Origin of the sequence: Adhaeretor mobilis (assembly GCF_007741515.1) — a bacterium.
GTDB classification, from domain to species: Bacteria; Planctomycetota; Planctomycetia; order Pirellulales; family Lacipirellulaceae; genus Adhaeretor; species Adhaeretor mobilis.
Genome location: NZ_CP036263.1, coordinates 880,935 through 895,973, shown reverse-complemented (window position 1 = coordinate 895,973; position 15,039 = coordinate 880,935). Strand labels below are relative to the sequence as shown.

The 15,039-nt window shown below is 55.9% G+C and carries 11 protein-coding genes; 5 read left to right on the top strand and 6 right to left on the bottom strand.

Features of this window, described 5'->3' with window-relative positions; all coding sequences use genetic code 11:
- Positions 1-21: 21 nt before the first annotated feature.
- On the bottom strand, positions 22-2,376 hold the full coding sequence (locus tag HG15A2_RS03470; protein WP_218932303.1) for an MMPL family transporter: 2,355 nt from the start codon (positions 2,374-2,376) through the stop codon (positions 22-24).
- 348 nt (positions 2,377-2,724) lie between these two features.
- A complete protein-coding gene (locus HG15A2_RS03465; RefSeq protein ID WP_145063908.1) occupies positions 2,725-3,855 on the bottom strand; it encodes a DUF1559 family PulG-like putative transporter in 1,131 nt (376 codons plus the stop codon).
- 521 nt (positions 3,856-4,376) lie between these two features.
- On the opposite strand from HG15A2_RS03465, the gene fae reads away from it, so the two are divergent.
- The 3 genes from fae to HG15A2_RS03450 all read left to right on the top strand — a co-directional run bounded on the left by fae (position 4,377) and on the right by HG15A2_RS03450 (position 7,526).
- Positions 4,377-4,874: a formaldehyde-activating enzyme gene (gene fae / locus HG15A2_RS03460; RefSeq protein ID WP_145057872.1), complete on the top strand. Its 498-nt coding sequence runs from the start codon at positions 4,377-4,379 to the stop codon at positions 4,872-4,874.
- A gap of 187 nt (positions 4,875-5,061) precedes the next feature.
- Positions 5,062-6,351, top strand: a complete 1,290-nt coding sequence (locus HG15A2_RS03455) for an IS1182 family transposase (protein ID WP_145056780.1) — start codon at positions 5,062-5,064, stop codon at positions 6,349-6,351.
- Positions 6,352-6,656: 305 nt separating this feature from the next.
- A complete protein-coding gene (locus HG15A2_RS03450) occupies positions 6,657-7,526 on the top strand; it encodes an NAD(P)-dependent methylenetetrahydromethanopterin dehydrogenase (RefSeq protein ID WP_145057870.1) in 870 nt (289 codons plus the stop codon).
- A 57-nt stretch (positions 7,527-7,583) separates the two neighbouring features.
- Here HG15A2_RS03450 and HG15A2_RS03445 read toward each other — a convergent pair whose 3' ends face one another.
- The 3 genes from HG15A2_RS03445 to HG15A2_RS03435 all read right to left on the bottom strand — a co-directional run bounded on the left by HG15A2_RS03445 (position 7,584) and on the right by HG15A2_RS03435 (position 12,995).
- Positions 7,584-8,672, bottom strand: a complete 1,089-nt coding sequence (locus tag HG15A2_RS03445; protein WP_145057868.1) for a peptidylprolyl isomerase — start codon at positions 8,670-8,672, stop codon at positions 7,584-7,586.
- Between the two features lie 305 nt (positions 8,673-8,977).
- The gene (gene mfd / locus HG15A2_RS03440; protein WP_145057866.1) at positions 8,978-12,259 is read right to left on the bottom strand and encodes a transcription-repair coupling factor; all 3,282 of its coding nucleotides are present in this window, start codon (positions 12,257-12,259) and stop codon (positions 8,978-8,980) included.
- A 364-nt stretch (positions 12,260-12,623) separates the two neighbouring features.
- Entirely contained in the window at positions 12,624-12,995 is a 372-nt protein-coding gene (locus tag HG15A2_RS03435; protein ID WP_145057864.1) for a hypothetical protein, read from the bottom strand.
- 228 nt (positions 12,996-13,223) lie between these two features.
- On the opposite strand from HG15A2_RS03435, the gene HG15A2_RS03430 reads away from it, so the two are divergent.
- On the top strand, positions 13,224-13,625 hold the full coding sequence (locus HG15A2_RS03430) for a GxxExxY protein (RefSeq protein WP_145057862.1): 402 nt from the start codon (positions 13,224-13,226) through the stop codon (positions 13,623-13,625).
- A 111-nt stretch (positions 13,626-13,736) separates the two neighbouring features.
- Here HG15A2_RS03430 and HG15A2_RS03425 read toward each other — a convergent pair whose 3' ends face one another.
- The gene (locus tag HG15A2_RS03425) at positions 13,737-14,555 is read right to left on the bottom strand and encodes a glycosyltransferase family 2 protein (RefSeq protein WP_145057860.1); all 819 of its coding nucleotides are present in this window, start codon (positions 14,553-14,555) and stop codon (positions 13,737-13,739) included.
- A gap of 258 nt (positions 14,556-14,813) precedes the next feature.
- Between HG15A2_RS03425 and HG15A2_RS03420 the strand changes: the two genes are divergently transcribed.
- Entirely contained in the window at positions 14,814-15,038 is a 225-nt protein-coding gene (locus HG15A2_RS03420; RefSeq protein WP_145057858.1) for a hypothetical protein, read from the top strand.
- Position 15,039: the final 1 nt, after the last annotated feature.

Genomic DNA, 15,039 nt, shown 5'->3' with positions numbered 1-15,039 from the left:
AAGTGGTCCGCACAGAGGACCCTACTTCCGACGTGCCAACAGCGCCAAGAACGCTGGTACTAAGATCGTCCTCACGACGAACGTGTCCAGAACAATTCCCAGCGAGAGCGCAGCTCCCAGTTCAATCATCCCGCGCAGGCTGCCGGTCATCATGGAGACGAACGTGCCTGCCATGATCAAGCCGCAGCTCGTGATGATGCTGCCGGTTTGCACCACGGCTTTGCGTAGTCCGGCGATGGGGCCCAGACGGCGTTGCTCTTCAAAAACGCGGGTCACTAGGTAGATATTGTAGTCCTGACCGACTGCGGTGAGGATGACGAACAGGAACACGGGCACTTTCCAATTCACGCCCGCCCAGGCGACTTCTCCGGTCAATAGAGTGCCAGCAGCATAGCCGTCGAAGCTTTGGAAAATGAGACTGATGAGTCCCAAGGTGACCAAGTAGCTAACCACGACTGTGAAAATTAGGTAGCAACACACCAGCGGGCGGCGCAGTAGCAATAGCAAGACAAGGAATACAGCCCCGGCGACGAGCACTTCGATTCGACGTCGATCCGACTGGGTGATATTCTCCAAGTCGCGAATGCCTGCCGTGGGGCCCGAGAGCTCGAAGGTAGCGCCGTACCAGTCGGACTCTTTGTCTACCTTCATTTGATTGAGCGTTTCCAAAATACGATCGCACGTCGCTACCGCTTCAGCAGAAAAAGGTTCGTGGTCGAGCACCAATCTCAAACGCGTGACTTCTCCTGCCAGTGGTGACGAGGTAGAGACGAATGCTGCCTTGGTTTGCGGATTGGACTTCGCTGCGAGTGCCGCAAGTCCTTCTACCGAGCCCAGTCGCACGGTACCGGGTGGATCGCCGGTCGGTTGATCGAGACTTCGCACTTTGGCGACGCCCGGGAGATCAGTCAACGGCTTGACTAGTCGCGCGATGGCGATGCGACCTTCGGCGGTATCTAATTCTGCATCGGGTGAAAAGGCAAGCACCGTCAGCGGGCCCAACTCACCCGGAGGGAAGTGGCGTTGGAGCAGACGCGTGCCCTGACGGCTTATTCGGCCGGAGGGGAGTTCGCTATATAGGTCGTAGGAAACCGGCGTCGACCAACCGTGCCAAGCGAGTGGCAAGGCAACGAGCAGACTTGCCGCAAGCACCACGCCGGGTCGTCGGGTAACTCGCTGTGCGATCTCATTCCACCACGGCGACGCGGCGCGCCTTTGCTCCGAAGAAACGGCATCGGGGGTCTTTGCAGCGCCATTGCTCCGAGGCGCAGCCAACGGCGTCGAGAGCAAGGCGGGGGCTAGCGTCAGACACACGACGAGTGTCACAAGCAGACTCACCGCAATGGCAGGGCCGCTGTAGGCGAATTTCCCAAACTCTGCGAAGCCCATCATGGTGAGGCCCACGACAGTCGTCAGTGCGCTGGCCGCCAGTGCCAGCCCGACACGATCTAGAGACTGAGCGACTGCCTCACCCTGAGATTCCACACGGTGGGAATCGGTGTCGAGCAATTCCCTGAAGCGGGCAATTAGGAATAAGCAGTAGTCAGTCCCCGCTCCAAAGAGTAGTACAATGACAAAGATTTTCGTCGTGGTGAACACACGGATCGTCGGCCAGAGGTCTGGATGGTTTTGACTGAACTCAGCCATCAGAGCGAGCAGATCGAGTGATACCGAAGCTGACAAGGTGATCACAAGTAGCGGAATCACAACCAATCGGGGCGATCGGTAAATCAACATGAGCGCCGTAAACACCAGCAACAAAGTTGTGAGGTGGGTACTACGCAAGCTCTCCGAGGCGGCAGAAAGCATGTCGCCACCGATAGCGGCTGAACCGGAGATTCCCATGGCCAGACCGGCAGGTGCTTGCGGCTGGAATTGCAAAAGAGTTTGCTCCACGACCTCCAACACACGGATATTGTCGGTAGCCATGAAGTCGTTCGTAAGCTGCACAACCACTCTTTGGGCGGAGCCCGACTCGTTCTTCAGCATGGGGCCAATGACGGGGGTTCTCTCCGTCCAGACACTGAGGTCCGGACCCTCGTCGCTGCGCGGAGTACTGAACGGCAAATCGGTTCGTTCGCTGAGCGTTTTGGCCATCGCCAGAATGAACTGCCGATCTTGCTGGATCAGCGGAACCCCTTCGCGAGCGAATACCAGCACGATGGAGCTAAGAGCGCGATCCTCAGGGAAGGCTAAGCGGTTGAGTCGAGCGGCCCTTGCACTGGTGGTGTCGGCAGGGAGTTGTTCAAGGTCGCCATCGGTTGCCACGCTCGTCCAACTGGGAGCGGTGAGCTTCAGTCCACCAGCCAGCACAAGCCAGGCGATGATGACTGCGTAGCGATGGGAATTCAGAAACTGGCCGACACGGTAGAGCACACCTCTGATCGTACTCACTCGCCAGCCAAAACGACAGCGGGGGAACACGTGATTACGTTCATCACGGCCCGTCGAGAACTTGTACCGACTAGAGCAGTTCTCAGATCGGTGATGCAGTTCCAGAGTCCGGGAGGATTGGAATGTCGACTTTGCAGTTCGCCTGAGTGCCAGGGTCGCAGAGTCCGGGCGAGGCGTCCGGGCGAGGCGTAGCTCGCCGGCTACTCAACGAATTGAGTCGCACCAGCGAACTCGAAAACGATCTAGCTGCGAGACCTGCCCTGCAAACAAAAACGAGGCGCCACGCAGTACGCGACGCCTCGTTAGGATGCTTTTCTCGACTCGGTTGCCTTAGTAGTCGGCATCCGAAGGTTGAGGTTGGTCCTTTTCTTGCACACCATTGAACTGCAGGTCAGACTTCTTGGAATTCGAGGTCATGAGTTGTGCGTAAACGAAAGGCTCGATTTGGTCAGTAATAAATCGTAGCGAACCACCACAGAAGGCAGCATTTACACCACCGGGATGATTGCTTGACGGGAAGCCATCGTTGACCACCATATCGCCCATCGAGATATCATCATTTCCAAAATGATCCGCAGCATTTCCTTTCTGGCCATTTATTCGCCGGGCTCTGTCGTCCAGCTTGTCATTTGGAGTACTACCAGGCGCTTGTGCAACCACGACTGGTTGTTCCCAGCAAATTCCGAAGTGGAACTTCCTGTCGGGAGCATTGCTCGTGTAGTCGTCGACAGACCGATATCCCCAGAAGACAGCATTCAGGTTTTCAGAGAGCATGATCGTGCCGGTCAGTCCATCACCCTTGGCCTGGATGTAAGCCGGTGTCATCGTAATCTTCGCATCAGGACCTGGCGTATCACGAATATCTGCGGGGCCAGGAACTCCAGTTGAATTTCCATTTCCATCTTCGACACGAGTTAGATCGAAGAATACACCATTGGCTGCGTTCTCCGTTACATTTCCCGATTCAGACGTAGGATCGCGCTGAATAAAACCAGCGTTGGCTGAATAAGAGAGAATTGGCGCACCGAGGATCTCTGCGGGATCGCTCGGGCAAGACAAGATTTCGATGTTTGAGTAGGCATTCGTCAGGTTGGGTGGGGATCCAAAGCCTTGATTCCATCTATCCCAGAGTGCAGTTTGTTCAATGTGTGGAAAAGTCATCACTACCCAACTGGCACGTGTCTGATTTGCAATGCCTGCACCCGCGATGCCAAGCTTATTAATGTAACCAGGATAGTCACCCGTCGAAGATTCACGCAGCGAGATGCCCTTCTGCAACTGCCCCATACGATTCTTACACGTGTTATTCCGTGCTGCTTCGCGAGCCGCTTGTACGGCTGGCAAAAGCAAACCAACGAGCGTGCCGATGATGGCGATTACCACCAGCAGTTCGACGAGCGTGAAGCCTACATGGCGGTGATGGTGGATGCGGGAGTGTCGCTTCGCAGTGTTTGGAATCATGGAGGGTCTCCTCTGTTCGTTCTAAACTCAAGACAAGTGGGGGGAGCAGCCAGTAGTGGAACCTCGGCAAGCGTTTGCCTCTAAGAAACGCTCACCGTGGGTGATACTACTAACCTGGACAAAACGAGGCGCAGTCCGCAGATGCTTCGAAGACAATAAAACCAAATATAGCGTAGGGTGTCTACGAAAAGGCCTCATCCTGAATTGTCGCAGGAAATGGCCAGTTTGTCCAGAAACGCTTATTTACCCGATATTCTTCTCCAAATGTAATATAGAGACTCTAGCCGTAGTGCTATGCACAGCCGGTCCTGGGCCGGTTGAAATCGGCTGCCCCAGTGCGGTATCCTGTGCGGCTCGTCCCGATTCGGAAAATTGACGATTCGGGCCGACACTTAGCAATGTACTAGAAAACTGTGGCTTGGCCACCGCGCGACGTGTTCCAAATCGCGTTGCGGAAATCATTCGTGCAAGGCTCAACACAACTGCCCACCGCACGACCCCCACTTTGGAGTAACAAAACCATGAGCATGTTCATCGGAGAAGCACTCACCGGCGACGGCAATGAAATCGCACATATCGATCTGATGATCGGTAGCAAAGAGGGCCCCGTCGGCACCGCCTTTGCAAATGCTCTGGCTCGCCAGAGTGACGGGCATTCGAATTTGCTGGCCGTGCTGGAACCCAATCTAGCGGTCAAGCCGGCGACCGTCATGATCACCAAGGTCACTATCAAGGGCATGCGCCAAGCGGTGCAGATGTTTGGCCCCGCCCAAGCAGCTGTCGCGAAGGCCGTTGCCGATAGCGTCGCCGACGGCGTGATCGACAAGGGACAAGCCGAAGACCTCGTTTGTGTGTGCGGTGTGTTCATTCACCCCGAAGCAGCCGACGACAAGAAGATTTACGATTACAACTACGAAGCGACCAAAATGGCCATTAAGAATGCCATGGAGGGAAGCCCTTCAGCTGACGAGATGATCGAAGGTAAGGAATCAGCCGCCCATCCTTATCGCGGCTTCTAAGCGTGAGGATCACGATTGCAGAGATGCCGTAGTCACGAAGAATCAAGCCACGCGTCGGCAACGGCGCGTGGTTTTTTCTGTAGGGTCCGCTGTGAGCTTGTGAATTATTCAGCTACCTACTCGGCAGCTAAGAATTTAGAATCGGTGACTGCTTTGATTCTAACATGCTTTGCGATGGAGGTTCTTGATGGAACGTACCACACAGACCGGCACGGCCCGTTTTCAGCGTGCTGAGCGACGACAGATCGAGTTTCGCCCGCTCGCACTCGATCACTTGCTTGCTGAAGATCACGCAGCGCGACTGATTTGGGCCTACGTGGAAGGACTCGACCTGACGCTCTTGTATCAGAAGATTAAGGCGGTGGATGGGAATGCTGGTCGCAATCCGATCGATCCAAAGATTCTCCTCTCGTTGTGGCTCTTCGCCACCGTCGAGGGAGTCACCTCCGCTCGTCGACTCGCTAAGCTCTGCCAAGAACACTTGGCTTACCTGTGGATCTGTGGCGAAGTGAGCGTGAATTACCATACGCTGAGCGACTTTCGCACCCAACACCATGAGTTTCTCGACGACCTGCTCACTCAAAGCGTGGCCACGCTGCTGCACCAGGGACTCATTGAACTCAACAGCCTGGCCCAAGACGGGATGCGTGTTCGCGCATCGGCCAGTTCGAGTTCCTTCCGCAGGAAGCCCACCCTCGATGAATGCCTCGCCCAGGCGGAGCAACATCTGGAAACACTTCAGAGGGAGAGCGAAGAAGATGTCGGGGTTGAGAACCGTCGTGAACAGGCAGCACGGGTGCGTGCGGCTCGTGAGCGGCAGGAGCGTATTGAAGCGGCTTTAGAAGAGCGTGAAACGCTCGTTCCGAAAATGGAGCGTCGTAAGAAGGGTTCTGGTAGCGAAGCACGCGCTTCGACCACCGACCCCGAAGCACGCAAGATGAAGATGGCCGATGGGGGCTTTCGTCCGGCCTATAACGTACAGTTTGCGACGACGACCGATACGCTGGTGATTGCTGGTGTGGATGTGGTCAATGCGGGGACTGACGGTGGTCAGATGAAGCCCTTGATTGATCAACTTGAGCGGCGCTACCAGCAGGCTCCCGAGCAGTACCTGGCCGATGGGGGCTTCGTGAAGCTGGACGACATTACTGCCCTTGAGCAGGCGGGTATCACAACGTACCTGCCGATCATGGAGCAAACACGTAAGGAGTCCAAGGGGATCGACCCGTTTGCTCCGGTGAAAGGCGATAGCGAAGAGGTCAAGCGGTGGCGTGCCCGGATGGGCACTTCCACAGCGAAAGAGATCTATCAGCAGCGCAGTGCGACTGCTGAGTTCCCCAACGCCGGCTGTCGGAATCGGGGGCTGGGTCAGTTCCCGGTTCGAGGGTTGCTGAAAGCCAGAGCGATCTGTTTATGGCAGGCACTAGCGCACAACTTCCAGAGAACACTTGATTTACGGCGGCAAGCGACCGGGTAAGCTTGTGATGATCAGGCAAGGATGCCAACGCCATCGGGTCGTCAGCATCCCAAGCAACTTTAGCAAACAGGGGTGTTTAACAACGACACAACCAACCTTTCAAGAAAGAACCCCCGAGCACTAGGACCTCAGGCCCGGTTGAGAAAAATTCACGGCCTCTGTGCGGACCAATATCGCTGTGCGGATTAATAGCACAGTGCGGACCACCTAGCGTGGTTGCAAAATAAAGGTGCCATTTATCAGCGACGTTCATCTACTCGTCTCCTAAGCTCGAACAAATGGTCCGCACAGCGGACCCTACTTAAATGTCCAAAGCCAAAATTCTCGTTTGCCTCGATACCGATCCCCAGCCGAGCGTGTTTGATGGCGTCGTAGCCGTGGATGCAGGGGTCGATCAGCTATTCCGTCACGGTGGAGTCACGCCTGAGGTTGTGAGGAACTTGGTCTACGGGGCTATCTTCACGCGCGGTATTGAAGACTTGCAATCCACTGCTGTCTTCGTCGGCGGGTCAAATGTCACTGCTGGCGAAGCGGTGATGGCAGAAGTACAAGACGCATTCTTCGGGCCGATGCGCACCTCGGTGATGCTCGATAGTAACGGAGCGAACACCACGGCCGCTGCGACGGTACTGGCAGCGCGACGGCATGTGTCGTTGCGCGGCCTACAAGCGACGGTACTGGCGGCGACCGGCTCAGTCGGTAAACGTGTGGTGCGATTGCTCGCCGAAGAAGGAGCCAGCGTGCGAGTCTGTTCCCGCAAACTCGAAGCGGCTGAGCAGACGTGTAAAGAAGTGAAAGCGGTTGTCGCAGATGCCCACCTTCAACCGTTAGAGACATCCAACCCGCAAGCCATGCCCGCCGCTTTGGAGGGCACGCAAGTGCTTGTCGCTTCTGGTCCACCGGCGGTCGAACTGGCATCGGCCGAGTTGCGAGCAGAATGCAGTTCGCTAGAAGTGGCATTAGATCTCAACGCCGTCCCACCGCTGGGTTTAGGGGGTGTCGAAGTGCAAGACCATGCCGTCCAGCGAGACGGCCACTTGTGTTACGGCGCGCTAGGAGTCGGCGGTACGAAAATGAAAATCCACAAGGCAGCCGTCGCTAGACTCTTCGATGGCAACGACCAAGTGCTCGATGCGCTAGAGATCTACGCTCTAGGCAAAGAGCTAGAAGGCTAGAGGGAAATAGCCGCGGATCAACGGACCGCCCGAGCAAGATTGCCCCCTCGCTATGGTCTATCGTCTTTGTCGCGCGTCGAGCAGTTCCGTGAGCCTCGCAGTAGGGAGTTCCCCGTGGAAGTGGGTCCACACTTGCGCTTGCTTACGCATCTTCTCCATCTCAGCCATCGCCAGTCCGCTCTTCTGCTTGTCTTCAAGCGTCTTGCGAATGCTCGTTTGCGCTTCGGTAAACGGAGTACGGCCTGCCTGTTTTCGCTCAATTACGCGCACCAAATGAAAGCCCCGGCTACTGACGATCGGGTCGCTCATCTGCCCCACTTCCAAGTTGGCTAGCGCTTTGTTGATGTCCTCGCACTTCAGATCGCCAATCACGGTCCACTCGTGGATGCCGCCATCTTTGGCGGTAAAGCCTTGCGAACGATCTTGGGCCACAGCTGTAAAGACCGGCCCGCGTAGATTGGGATTAGCGGCTACTTGTTGCCAGATGTCGTTCCCCATCTTAGCCAGCGCCCGCCAAGCCGCTTCGCGATCGCCATTGAAGCGATCAAAACGAACCATCACTTCTTCCCAACGTGCTTGAGTGGGGAATTCGAAGTCGGTAGTGTGCTGATTGTAATACGTGAGCATTTGCTCGTGCGTAACTTCTTTGGGCTTCGGCGTGCGTTGCCGTAGCCATTCGCCGGCAATTGAGCGTTCAAAAAACTGTTGCTGGATGTCCTTCATCGATCCGCCGTAGGACGTGATCTTCGCTTCCAACTCAGTTTGATCTTTCACTTTCATCATCTTGATCAAACGGGGAACTTCATGCTCCTCGAACGCTTTGGCGAGACTCGTCTTCACCTTGGGAAGGTTTTCGGCAGGGATGGTGCCAACAAAATCTGCATAGAGCAATTTGGTATCGATCGTGCTAACGAGCTGCTTCTCCAGGAGCATTTGGCGAACGGTATCGAGTTCCTCATCGGGAATGCGATCGCGATTGAGCTCAACGATTTGGTTGACTTGCCACAGCAAATCGCTGGCAAGCACAACTTGTCCGTCGATGCGAGCAATGATCTGCCCGCCCTCAACCGGCTGGGCAGTCCCCACAGGCGTAGGCGTAATCACACCCGCTTGCGGCTTAACTGAGGTTCCAACACGGGTTGTCATCGCACCAGGATCAACCAACGGCGCAACGGGCCCCGTAGGAGCCCGATTAGGATCATAAATACCACGTACGCTGGAAGGAGCAGCACTTCCAGTGGCCGGCAATGGCGGCGGAGCGAAGGGCGATTGCGCAAGACAGGATTCCGCGGCTAAGCCGCAAGCGATGAGCGCCAGCGCAACGAGTCGTATTGGTTTTGCAAAAGGAAACAGCGGAGTGTCCTCGGCGGAGTTTTCTCAAGACTGGGAGGGGATCACTGGGGCATCTTCGCTGCTAGCAAGCAAACGTGAAATCGCAGCGCGGCAGGAGTTTAGGCACCGACCCCCGCTGGTTGCAAGAGCGATTCCACTTCCGCCAGCACCGCTTGCGAATCGTCGACATCTGCGATCAATGGCAGATACGCGCTACGCTTGTCGGCAATGCGCAGTCTTCCGGCACTGCTAGCAACTAGGCGTTCGATTTTCGCCCGCTCGCTGAAGGTTAGTACGACGTACTGGTCCTCCAGATGAATCGCATGGATATCGTGCTGGTAGGCCCAGATTCGCAGCCGCGTGACGCGCAGCAGCTCCTCAACCGCTTCGGTCGGTGTGCCGAACCGGTCGGCCAGCTCACCGCTGAAGTCGTCGAGTTCCTCTTCGGTGGCTACGCGTGCGAGGCGGCGATAGAGATCGATCTTCATCCGCATGTCCGGCACATAGCTGCCCGGCAGGTAAGCCATGATGGGTAGATCAACCGACACATCCACCGATTGTTTCGGTGGCAGTTGCTTCAATTGGCGGACCGCCTTTTCGAGTAGCGTGCAGTACAGTTCGTACCCCACCGTGGCGATATGCCCGCTTTGCTGCGTGCCGAGGATGTTCCCGGCACCGCGAAGTTCCAGGTCGCGCATGGCGATAGCAAAGCCGGCACCCATCTGGCTAAATTCCTCAATCGCCCGCAGGCGTCGTGCGGCTTCCGGTGACAAGTGGCGATTCTCATCGACTAGCAAATAACAATACGCCCGGTGCTTCCAACGGCCGACGCGCCCACGCAGTTGGTGCAGGTCGGCAAGGCCGTAGCGATCCGCATCGTCGATGAAAATGGTATTCGCGTTGGGAATGTCGAGCCCGCTCTCGATGATCGTGGTTGCTAGCAGGATGTCGTAGTCTTTGCGCACAAAGCCGAGCATGACTTCCTCTAACTCTCCAGCACTCATCTGCCCATGACCGATACCGACGGTCGCTTCAGGCACGATCTGTTGCAAGCGTTGTGATACTTTTTGGATGTCGTGAATTCGATTGTGGACAAAGTAGATCTGTCCATCGCGATTTAGTTCTCGCAGGATTGCGTGTCGTAGGAGCGTCTCGTCGAAACGTGATACGCGAGTTTCTACCGCGAGACGATCTTTGGGGGCCGTTTCCAAGTTGGAAATACTCCGCACGCCCAACAGCGACATGTGCAACGTGCGCGGAATGGGCGTCGCCGTCATCGTGAGCACATCGACGGCTGCACGCAGGGCTTTCAGTTTTTCCTTGACTGCGACGCCAAAGCGTTGCTCCTCGTCGATCACCAGTAAGCCCAAGTTCTGGAATGAAACATCAGGCGAAGCCAAGCGATGCGTGCCGATCACCAAATCGATGGTTCCCTCAGCAGCGCCTTTCACGATCTCGCGTTGTTCCTTGGCGGTGCAGAAGCGAGACAGGCAAGCAATCTTGAAGGGGAACTCAGCCATGCGTTGGGTGAATGTGCGGCGATGTTGTTCGGCCAGCACTGTGGTCGGTGCAAGCACGGCGACTTGATAGCCCGCGTCGATGGCTTTGAACGCTGCACGAATGGCCATCTCGGTCTTGCCGAAGCCAACATCCCCGCAGAGGAGGCGGTCCATCGGCTTGTGTTCTTGCATGTCGCCTTTGATGGCGGCAATAGCAGTCAGCTGATCAGGCGTCTCTTGATACGGGAAAGCTGCTTCGAATTCATCCATCCACTGACTATCGTCTGGGAAAGCGATACCCGGGCGAGCGGCACGGGTGGCTTGCACTTGGATCATGTCGGCGGCCATATCGACGACGGCTTTCTCAGCCGCCAGCTTTTGCCGTGCCCACGATTTGCCACCAATTTTGGCCAGCTTCGGCTTTGCCTTGCGGCCGCCGATGTACTTTTGGACTAGCTCGATCTTGCTGACAGGCACGAAGATGCGCGTGCCGCCGTCGTACTCGAGCTCCAGATGCTCTTCGGCTTGGTCCGCTTTCTCGATGAGTCTGAGACCGCGATAGCGTCCGATGCCGTGTGCCAAGTGGACGACCAAATCGCCATCGCGCAGCTCAAGAAAACTGTCGATCGCGCGACCCGTTTGGCGCGTGCTTCCGCGGGCCAGTTCTTGGCGCTGGAACAATTCAGCCGCACTGATGAGTACCGTTTGTCGGCCCACGATACGAAAGCCGCTTCGCAAGTGGCCAAGGGTGAAGTGCAGATCGCCCTGGGCTAGCAACGGGCTCTCGGCAAACACCTCTGCTAGTCGCTGGGCTTCCTCCTCGACGTCACAAACTAGAAATACTTGCTGACCAGCGGCGGCCACTTCCAATTCATTGCGAACCCGGCTCACGTCACCGGAGAACTGCTCGACCGATTCAAACTGCAAGTGTGCGGTCGTCTCGTAAGAACCACTCGGCACGCCGGAAGCGGTGACTGAGGGGAATTTGTACAGCTCGGCAAGTGTGGTGCTCGTGGCGAAAAAATTCTCTGCATTCTCTTGGCGTTTGTGGTAGTAGCGTCCCTCCTCCTCAAGCTCGTTGGGTTCCACCAGCAACACCCAGCTGCCTTGAGGCAAATAGCTGGCAAAGTGCGTGCGGCTTTCGCTGCTCGGAGCAAGCATCGTGATCGGCGCAATTTGCAAGTTTTCTAAGCTGCGCTGTGTGGCCACGTCGAATGTGCGAATCGATTCGATCTCGTCGCCGAATAATTCAATACGAAACGGATTGAGCGAATCGGGCGGGAACACATCGAGAATACCGCCACGCACAGAGAACTCACCTGGCAGCTCCACTGCCGTCGTGTTCGTGCAGCCATGCTCGACGAGCCAGCGAGCCAATTCCGCCTCATCGAGCGCCTCGCCGACGGCAATATTCCGCGTTGCAGCTGCGAGATCATCTTCGCTAGGCACTGGCTGCAAGAGACTCTGAATCGACGTGATAACAACTTCAAGCGGCCCACGGCTAGAACTAGGTTTAGCGAGAGCCTTGAGTACGCGCAGTCGGGTACCGAAGATTTCGTCGTGTAGCACACGCTCGCCGGCGTCGGTTTCCCAAGCGGGCAGCGTTGCGATGCTGGCCGAAGTGAAGAGCTCGCAATCGCTAGCAAATACATCAATGTCGGCCGCGTGAGGTAGGACCACCAGCAGTGTGCCCTCGCATCGCCGCTGCAAAGCGGCCGCGACCAGTGCGCGCGAAGACCCCCAGACTCCGCCGAGCGTCCCTCCGTGCCCTTCTTTGAGGCTGGTGAGTACGTCGGTAAAGTCGTCGAGCGTTTCAAGATAGCCGGGCAAGTCACGAATCGCCGCAGCGGCGCTCGCATCGACCGGGGAGGCGGTTTCCGTCGCCTCAGATGTTTTTGCCACAAGGGCATCTTATCGCAGAGTGCGTATTTGGCAAAGTCGAGAACACGACAGCAAAATTGAGCGACCCAGCAGGTGTATGACGATCCTTCATGGCAAAGTATTTAGTGACCACGAATCGCACGAATCTAACGAATACCCTTGAGGCGTGCGTAGCAAATCTTCCTAGCGATACGTTCGAAACCGCGAAGATCGCAAAGAATTTGCCTATTAGATCATCAGCTCCTTGCGAGATAAGATCATTACTTTTCCCTTTCGAATAAGACTCGATTCTTCCTTCTTACTTTGTGCTCTTTGCGATCTTTGTGGTTCAAAAAAAACAGTCCTGTCAGAGAGACTTGCCACATCCTCTGCGTGGTTCCTGCTTCTACTTCTCAATCTCAATAAATAACACCTGCTCGCGAGGAATCCAGCGTTCGACGGTTTTCTCGCTCTGCTCGCTCTCGATGACCAGCCACTGCTCATTCATTTTCACGAAATCGCCACGCACATAGTTTGCCCTGCCGTTGACCTCTCCCCAGCGGACGCCGGAGTTTTCCACGCCGATCGCATCGCCTCGGAACAGTACTCGGCAAGACGTTCCAGAAGTGGGTGTCATCAATTCACGCGAAACTCGGGCATGGCGCTCGGTGTAGTCGCTCCAGTAGGTGTATACACTCCACGCGACGACTACGAGGACGAGCAACAGAAGCAGCGTGCGAATTCGCAGGCGATACCAGGGGCGAGAGGCTGAGGACATGACTCCTATTGTACTCTGCCAGAACCACAATCTGTAGGGATAGACGATAAGCACGGTCGGCTCTTATGCGGAAAAGTAAAGCAGAAGGCCAGTTACCTGCACCTACCCTGCGCAAATTTGCAAACTGGTCGCCTATTAGCGAACATGAGCGGTCATTAGCGGTTAGTTTTTTACCGCTAATGTCCGCAATTGGACGCTAATAACTTTGTATTGAAAGGGGAGGTGGTGATGGCTGTTTCTGATCAGCCGCTGGCTCAAGAGGGGTACGATTTATTGGGCGCCGCCTTTGAAGTGCACAATGTGCTGGGCGGTGGTCTGTCCGAGGAAATCTATCAGCAGAGTTTGGAAATTGAATTCCAAATGCGTCAACTTCCGTTTCAATCAAAACGGCAACTGAGGGTCTACTACAAAGAAAGATTGCTCGAAACGAAATACATCCCTGACTTGTTCGTGCATCAACACTTCGTAGTCGAACTACAATCCGTCTCGGCTCTCACTTCGAACCACGAATCCCTACTCCTCAACTACATGCGAGTCACCCGCCAGCCAGTTGGCTACCTGATCAACTTTGCTCCAACGGACAAACTACAATACCAACGTTTCATCCTCTCAGAATACCTGGACGATTGATCTCTTCCTTCATTAGCGTCGATTAGCGCACATTAGTGGTAAAACTATTACTGCCGATCTACGCAAATCGATGCCATTTCGTCGTTTCTACTCGGAAAAACAACAGCGTTGCTATGCCGCTATCGACTCGGCCTCTGAGGCTGGGACTGGCTTCTCGACCTCACCGTGCTGCATTCCGTGGTGTAGTTCCCACAGCCGGGCTTGCTTCATGTAGCTGTAGAAGGCGGCCGTCCAGGCGATTTGCATGCCTACGCAGCCATCGAGAAAGCCTTTGAAGAACACGTAGTCGCGCAGGAAGCGCAGCGGCGGCTGGAAGAGCATGCGTTTCCAGCTCGGCTTGCGGCCCGCTTCGTACCACTGTTCGGCTTGCACACGCGTGTAGCGATCGAACTTCTTCATGTAGTCGCCCCACGACCACAGCGTGTAGTGGTCCATGCGCTCGGTTAGCTTTCCCACCTTGCCTGTCGACACGACGACTTCGCCATGATCGCTGGGCCCTTCGTAGCGTCCCAAGTCTCGCTGAAATAGGCGCAACACTTTATCGCGTGCCCAATCGGTGTGATTCACGCGATGCCCCATGAGGTGATTCGCGCGGTAGATCCAGTAGCCGTCCTGCTCAGGCTCGCCGTTGAGAAGCGTTTTGATTTCCGTGGCAAGTGCCGGCGTCACGCGTTCGTCGGCGTCGAGAATCATGACCCAGTTGTGCGTCGCCTGCGGAATCGCCCAATTCTTGAAGTCGCCCGAAGTGCGGTATTCGCGTTCCTCCACGCGGCAAGCGGGATGACTTTGCGCAAACTCCAGCGTGCCATCGGTGGAACCAGAATCGGCAATGAGTACTTCATCGGCTACCAGTAGGGCAGATTGAACGCAGTGAGTGATGTTCGACAGCTCGTTCTTGCAGGGAACGATAACAGTAAGTTGGTTGGGCATGCGAGTGGAGACAAATTTGATGGTGGAAGGTATTCACGCGCGAAGGATGCTAGGAGAACACTACTCGTGAATCAATACGGGGGCAGAAAAGAACCTCGGGCCAAAAACCGCACAATCGTGCTAGCACGTACCAGCGGAACGATAAAATCCGCACACGTTGTCGAAATGTACGGCTTATTGCAGTGATAGCAGGGAAGTGCCGATGCCCTCTTCAAGAGTCCACTCCCCTTGCCAATTCCTTCCCCTGAGGAGCCGACGATGTTTCGATCCCTCTTTCTAGCTTTGGGTGCTACGTGCCTATTGATAGGCGTAGAAGCGTTGGCGCTCGAGCAGGCGACTATAAAATACCCAGATCGGCGGAGCCCTGAGAGGTATTCCGTCCGCACGTTCGATCCACCCGCGTGGGCCCCCTGGAGCCTCATGGGCGGTGGCGCGGTCGTGATTCTCTACTCCTTCACGATTCCCCGCCGGATGAACGGATAGC

Bases quoted from the DNA above. Each gene is read 5' to 3' on its own strand.
- HG15A2_RS03465 (WP_145063908.1), bottom strand. From the start codon at position 3,855: ATGATTCCAAACACTGCGAAGCGACACTCCCGCATCCACCATCACCGC.
- fae (WP_145057872.1), top strand. From the start codon at position 4,377: ATGAGCATGTTCATCGGAGAAGCACTCACCGGCGACGGCAATGAAATC.
- HG15A2_RS03455 (WP_145056780.1), top strand. From the start codon at position 5,062: ATGGAACGTACCACACAGACCGGCACGGCCCGTTTTCAGCGTGCTGAG.
- HG15A2_RS03450 (WP_145057870.1), top strand. From the start codon at position 6,657: ATGTCCAAAGCCAAAATTCTCGTTTGCCTCGATACCGATCCCCAGCCG.
- HG15A2_RS03445 (WP_145057868.1), bottom strand. From the start codon at position 8,672: ATGACAACCCGTGTTGGAACCTCAGTTAAGCCGCAAGCGGGTGTGATT.
- HG15A2_RS03435 (WP_145057864.1), bottom strand. From the start codon at position 12,995: ATGTCCTCAGCCTCTCGCCCCTGGTATCGCCTGCGAATTCGCACGCTG.
- HG15A2_RS03430 (WP_145057862.1), top strand. From the start codon at position 13,224: ATGGCTGTTTCTGATCAGCCGCTGGCTCAAGAGGGGTACGATTTATTG.
- HG15A2_RS03425 (WP_145057860.1), bottom strand. From the start codon at position 14,555: ATGCCCAACCAACTTACTGTTATCGTTCCCTGCAAGAACGAGCTGTCG.
- HG15A2_RS03420 (WP_145057858.1), top strand. From the start codon at position 14,814: ATGTTTCGATCCCTCTTTCTAGCTTTGGGTGCTACGTGCCTATTGATA.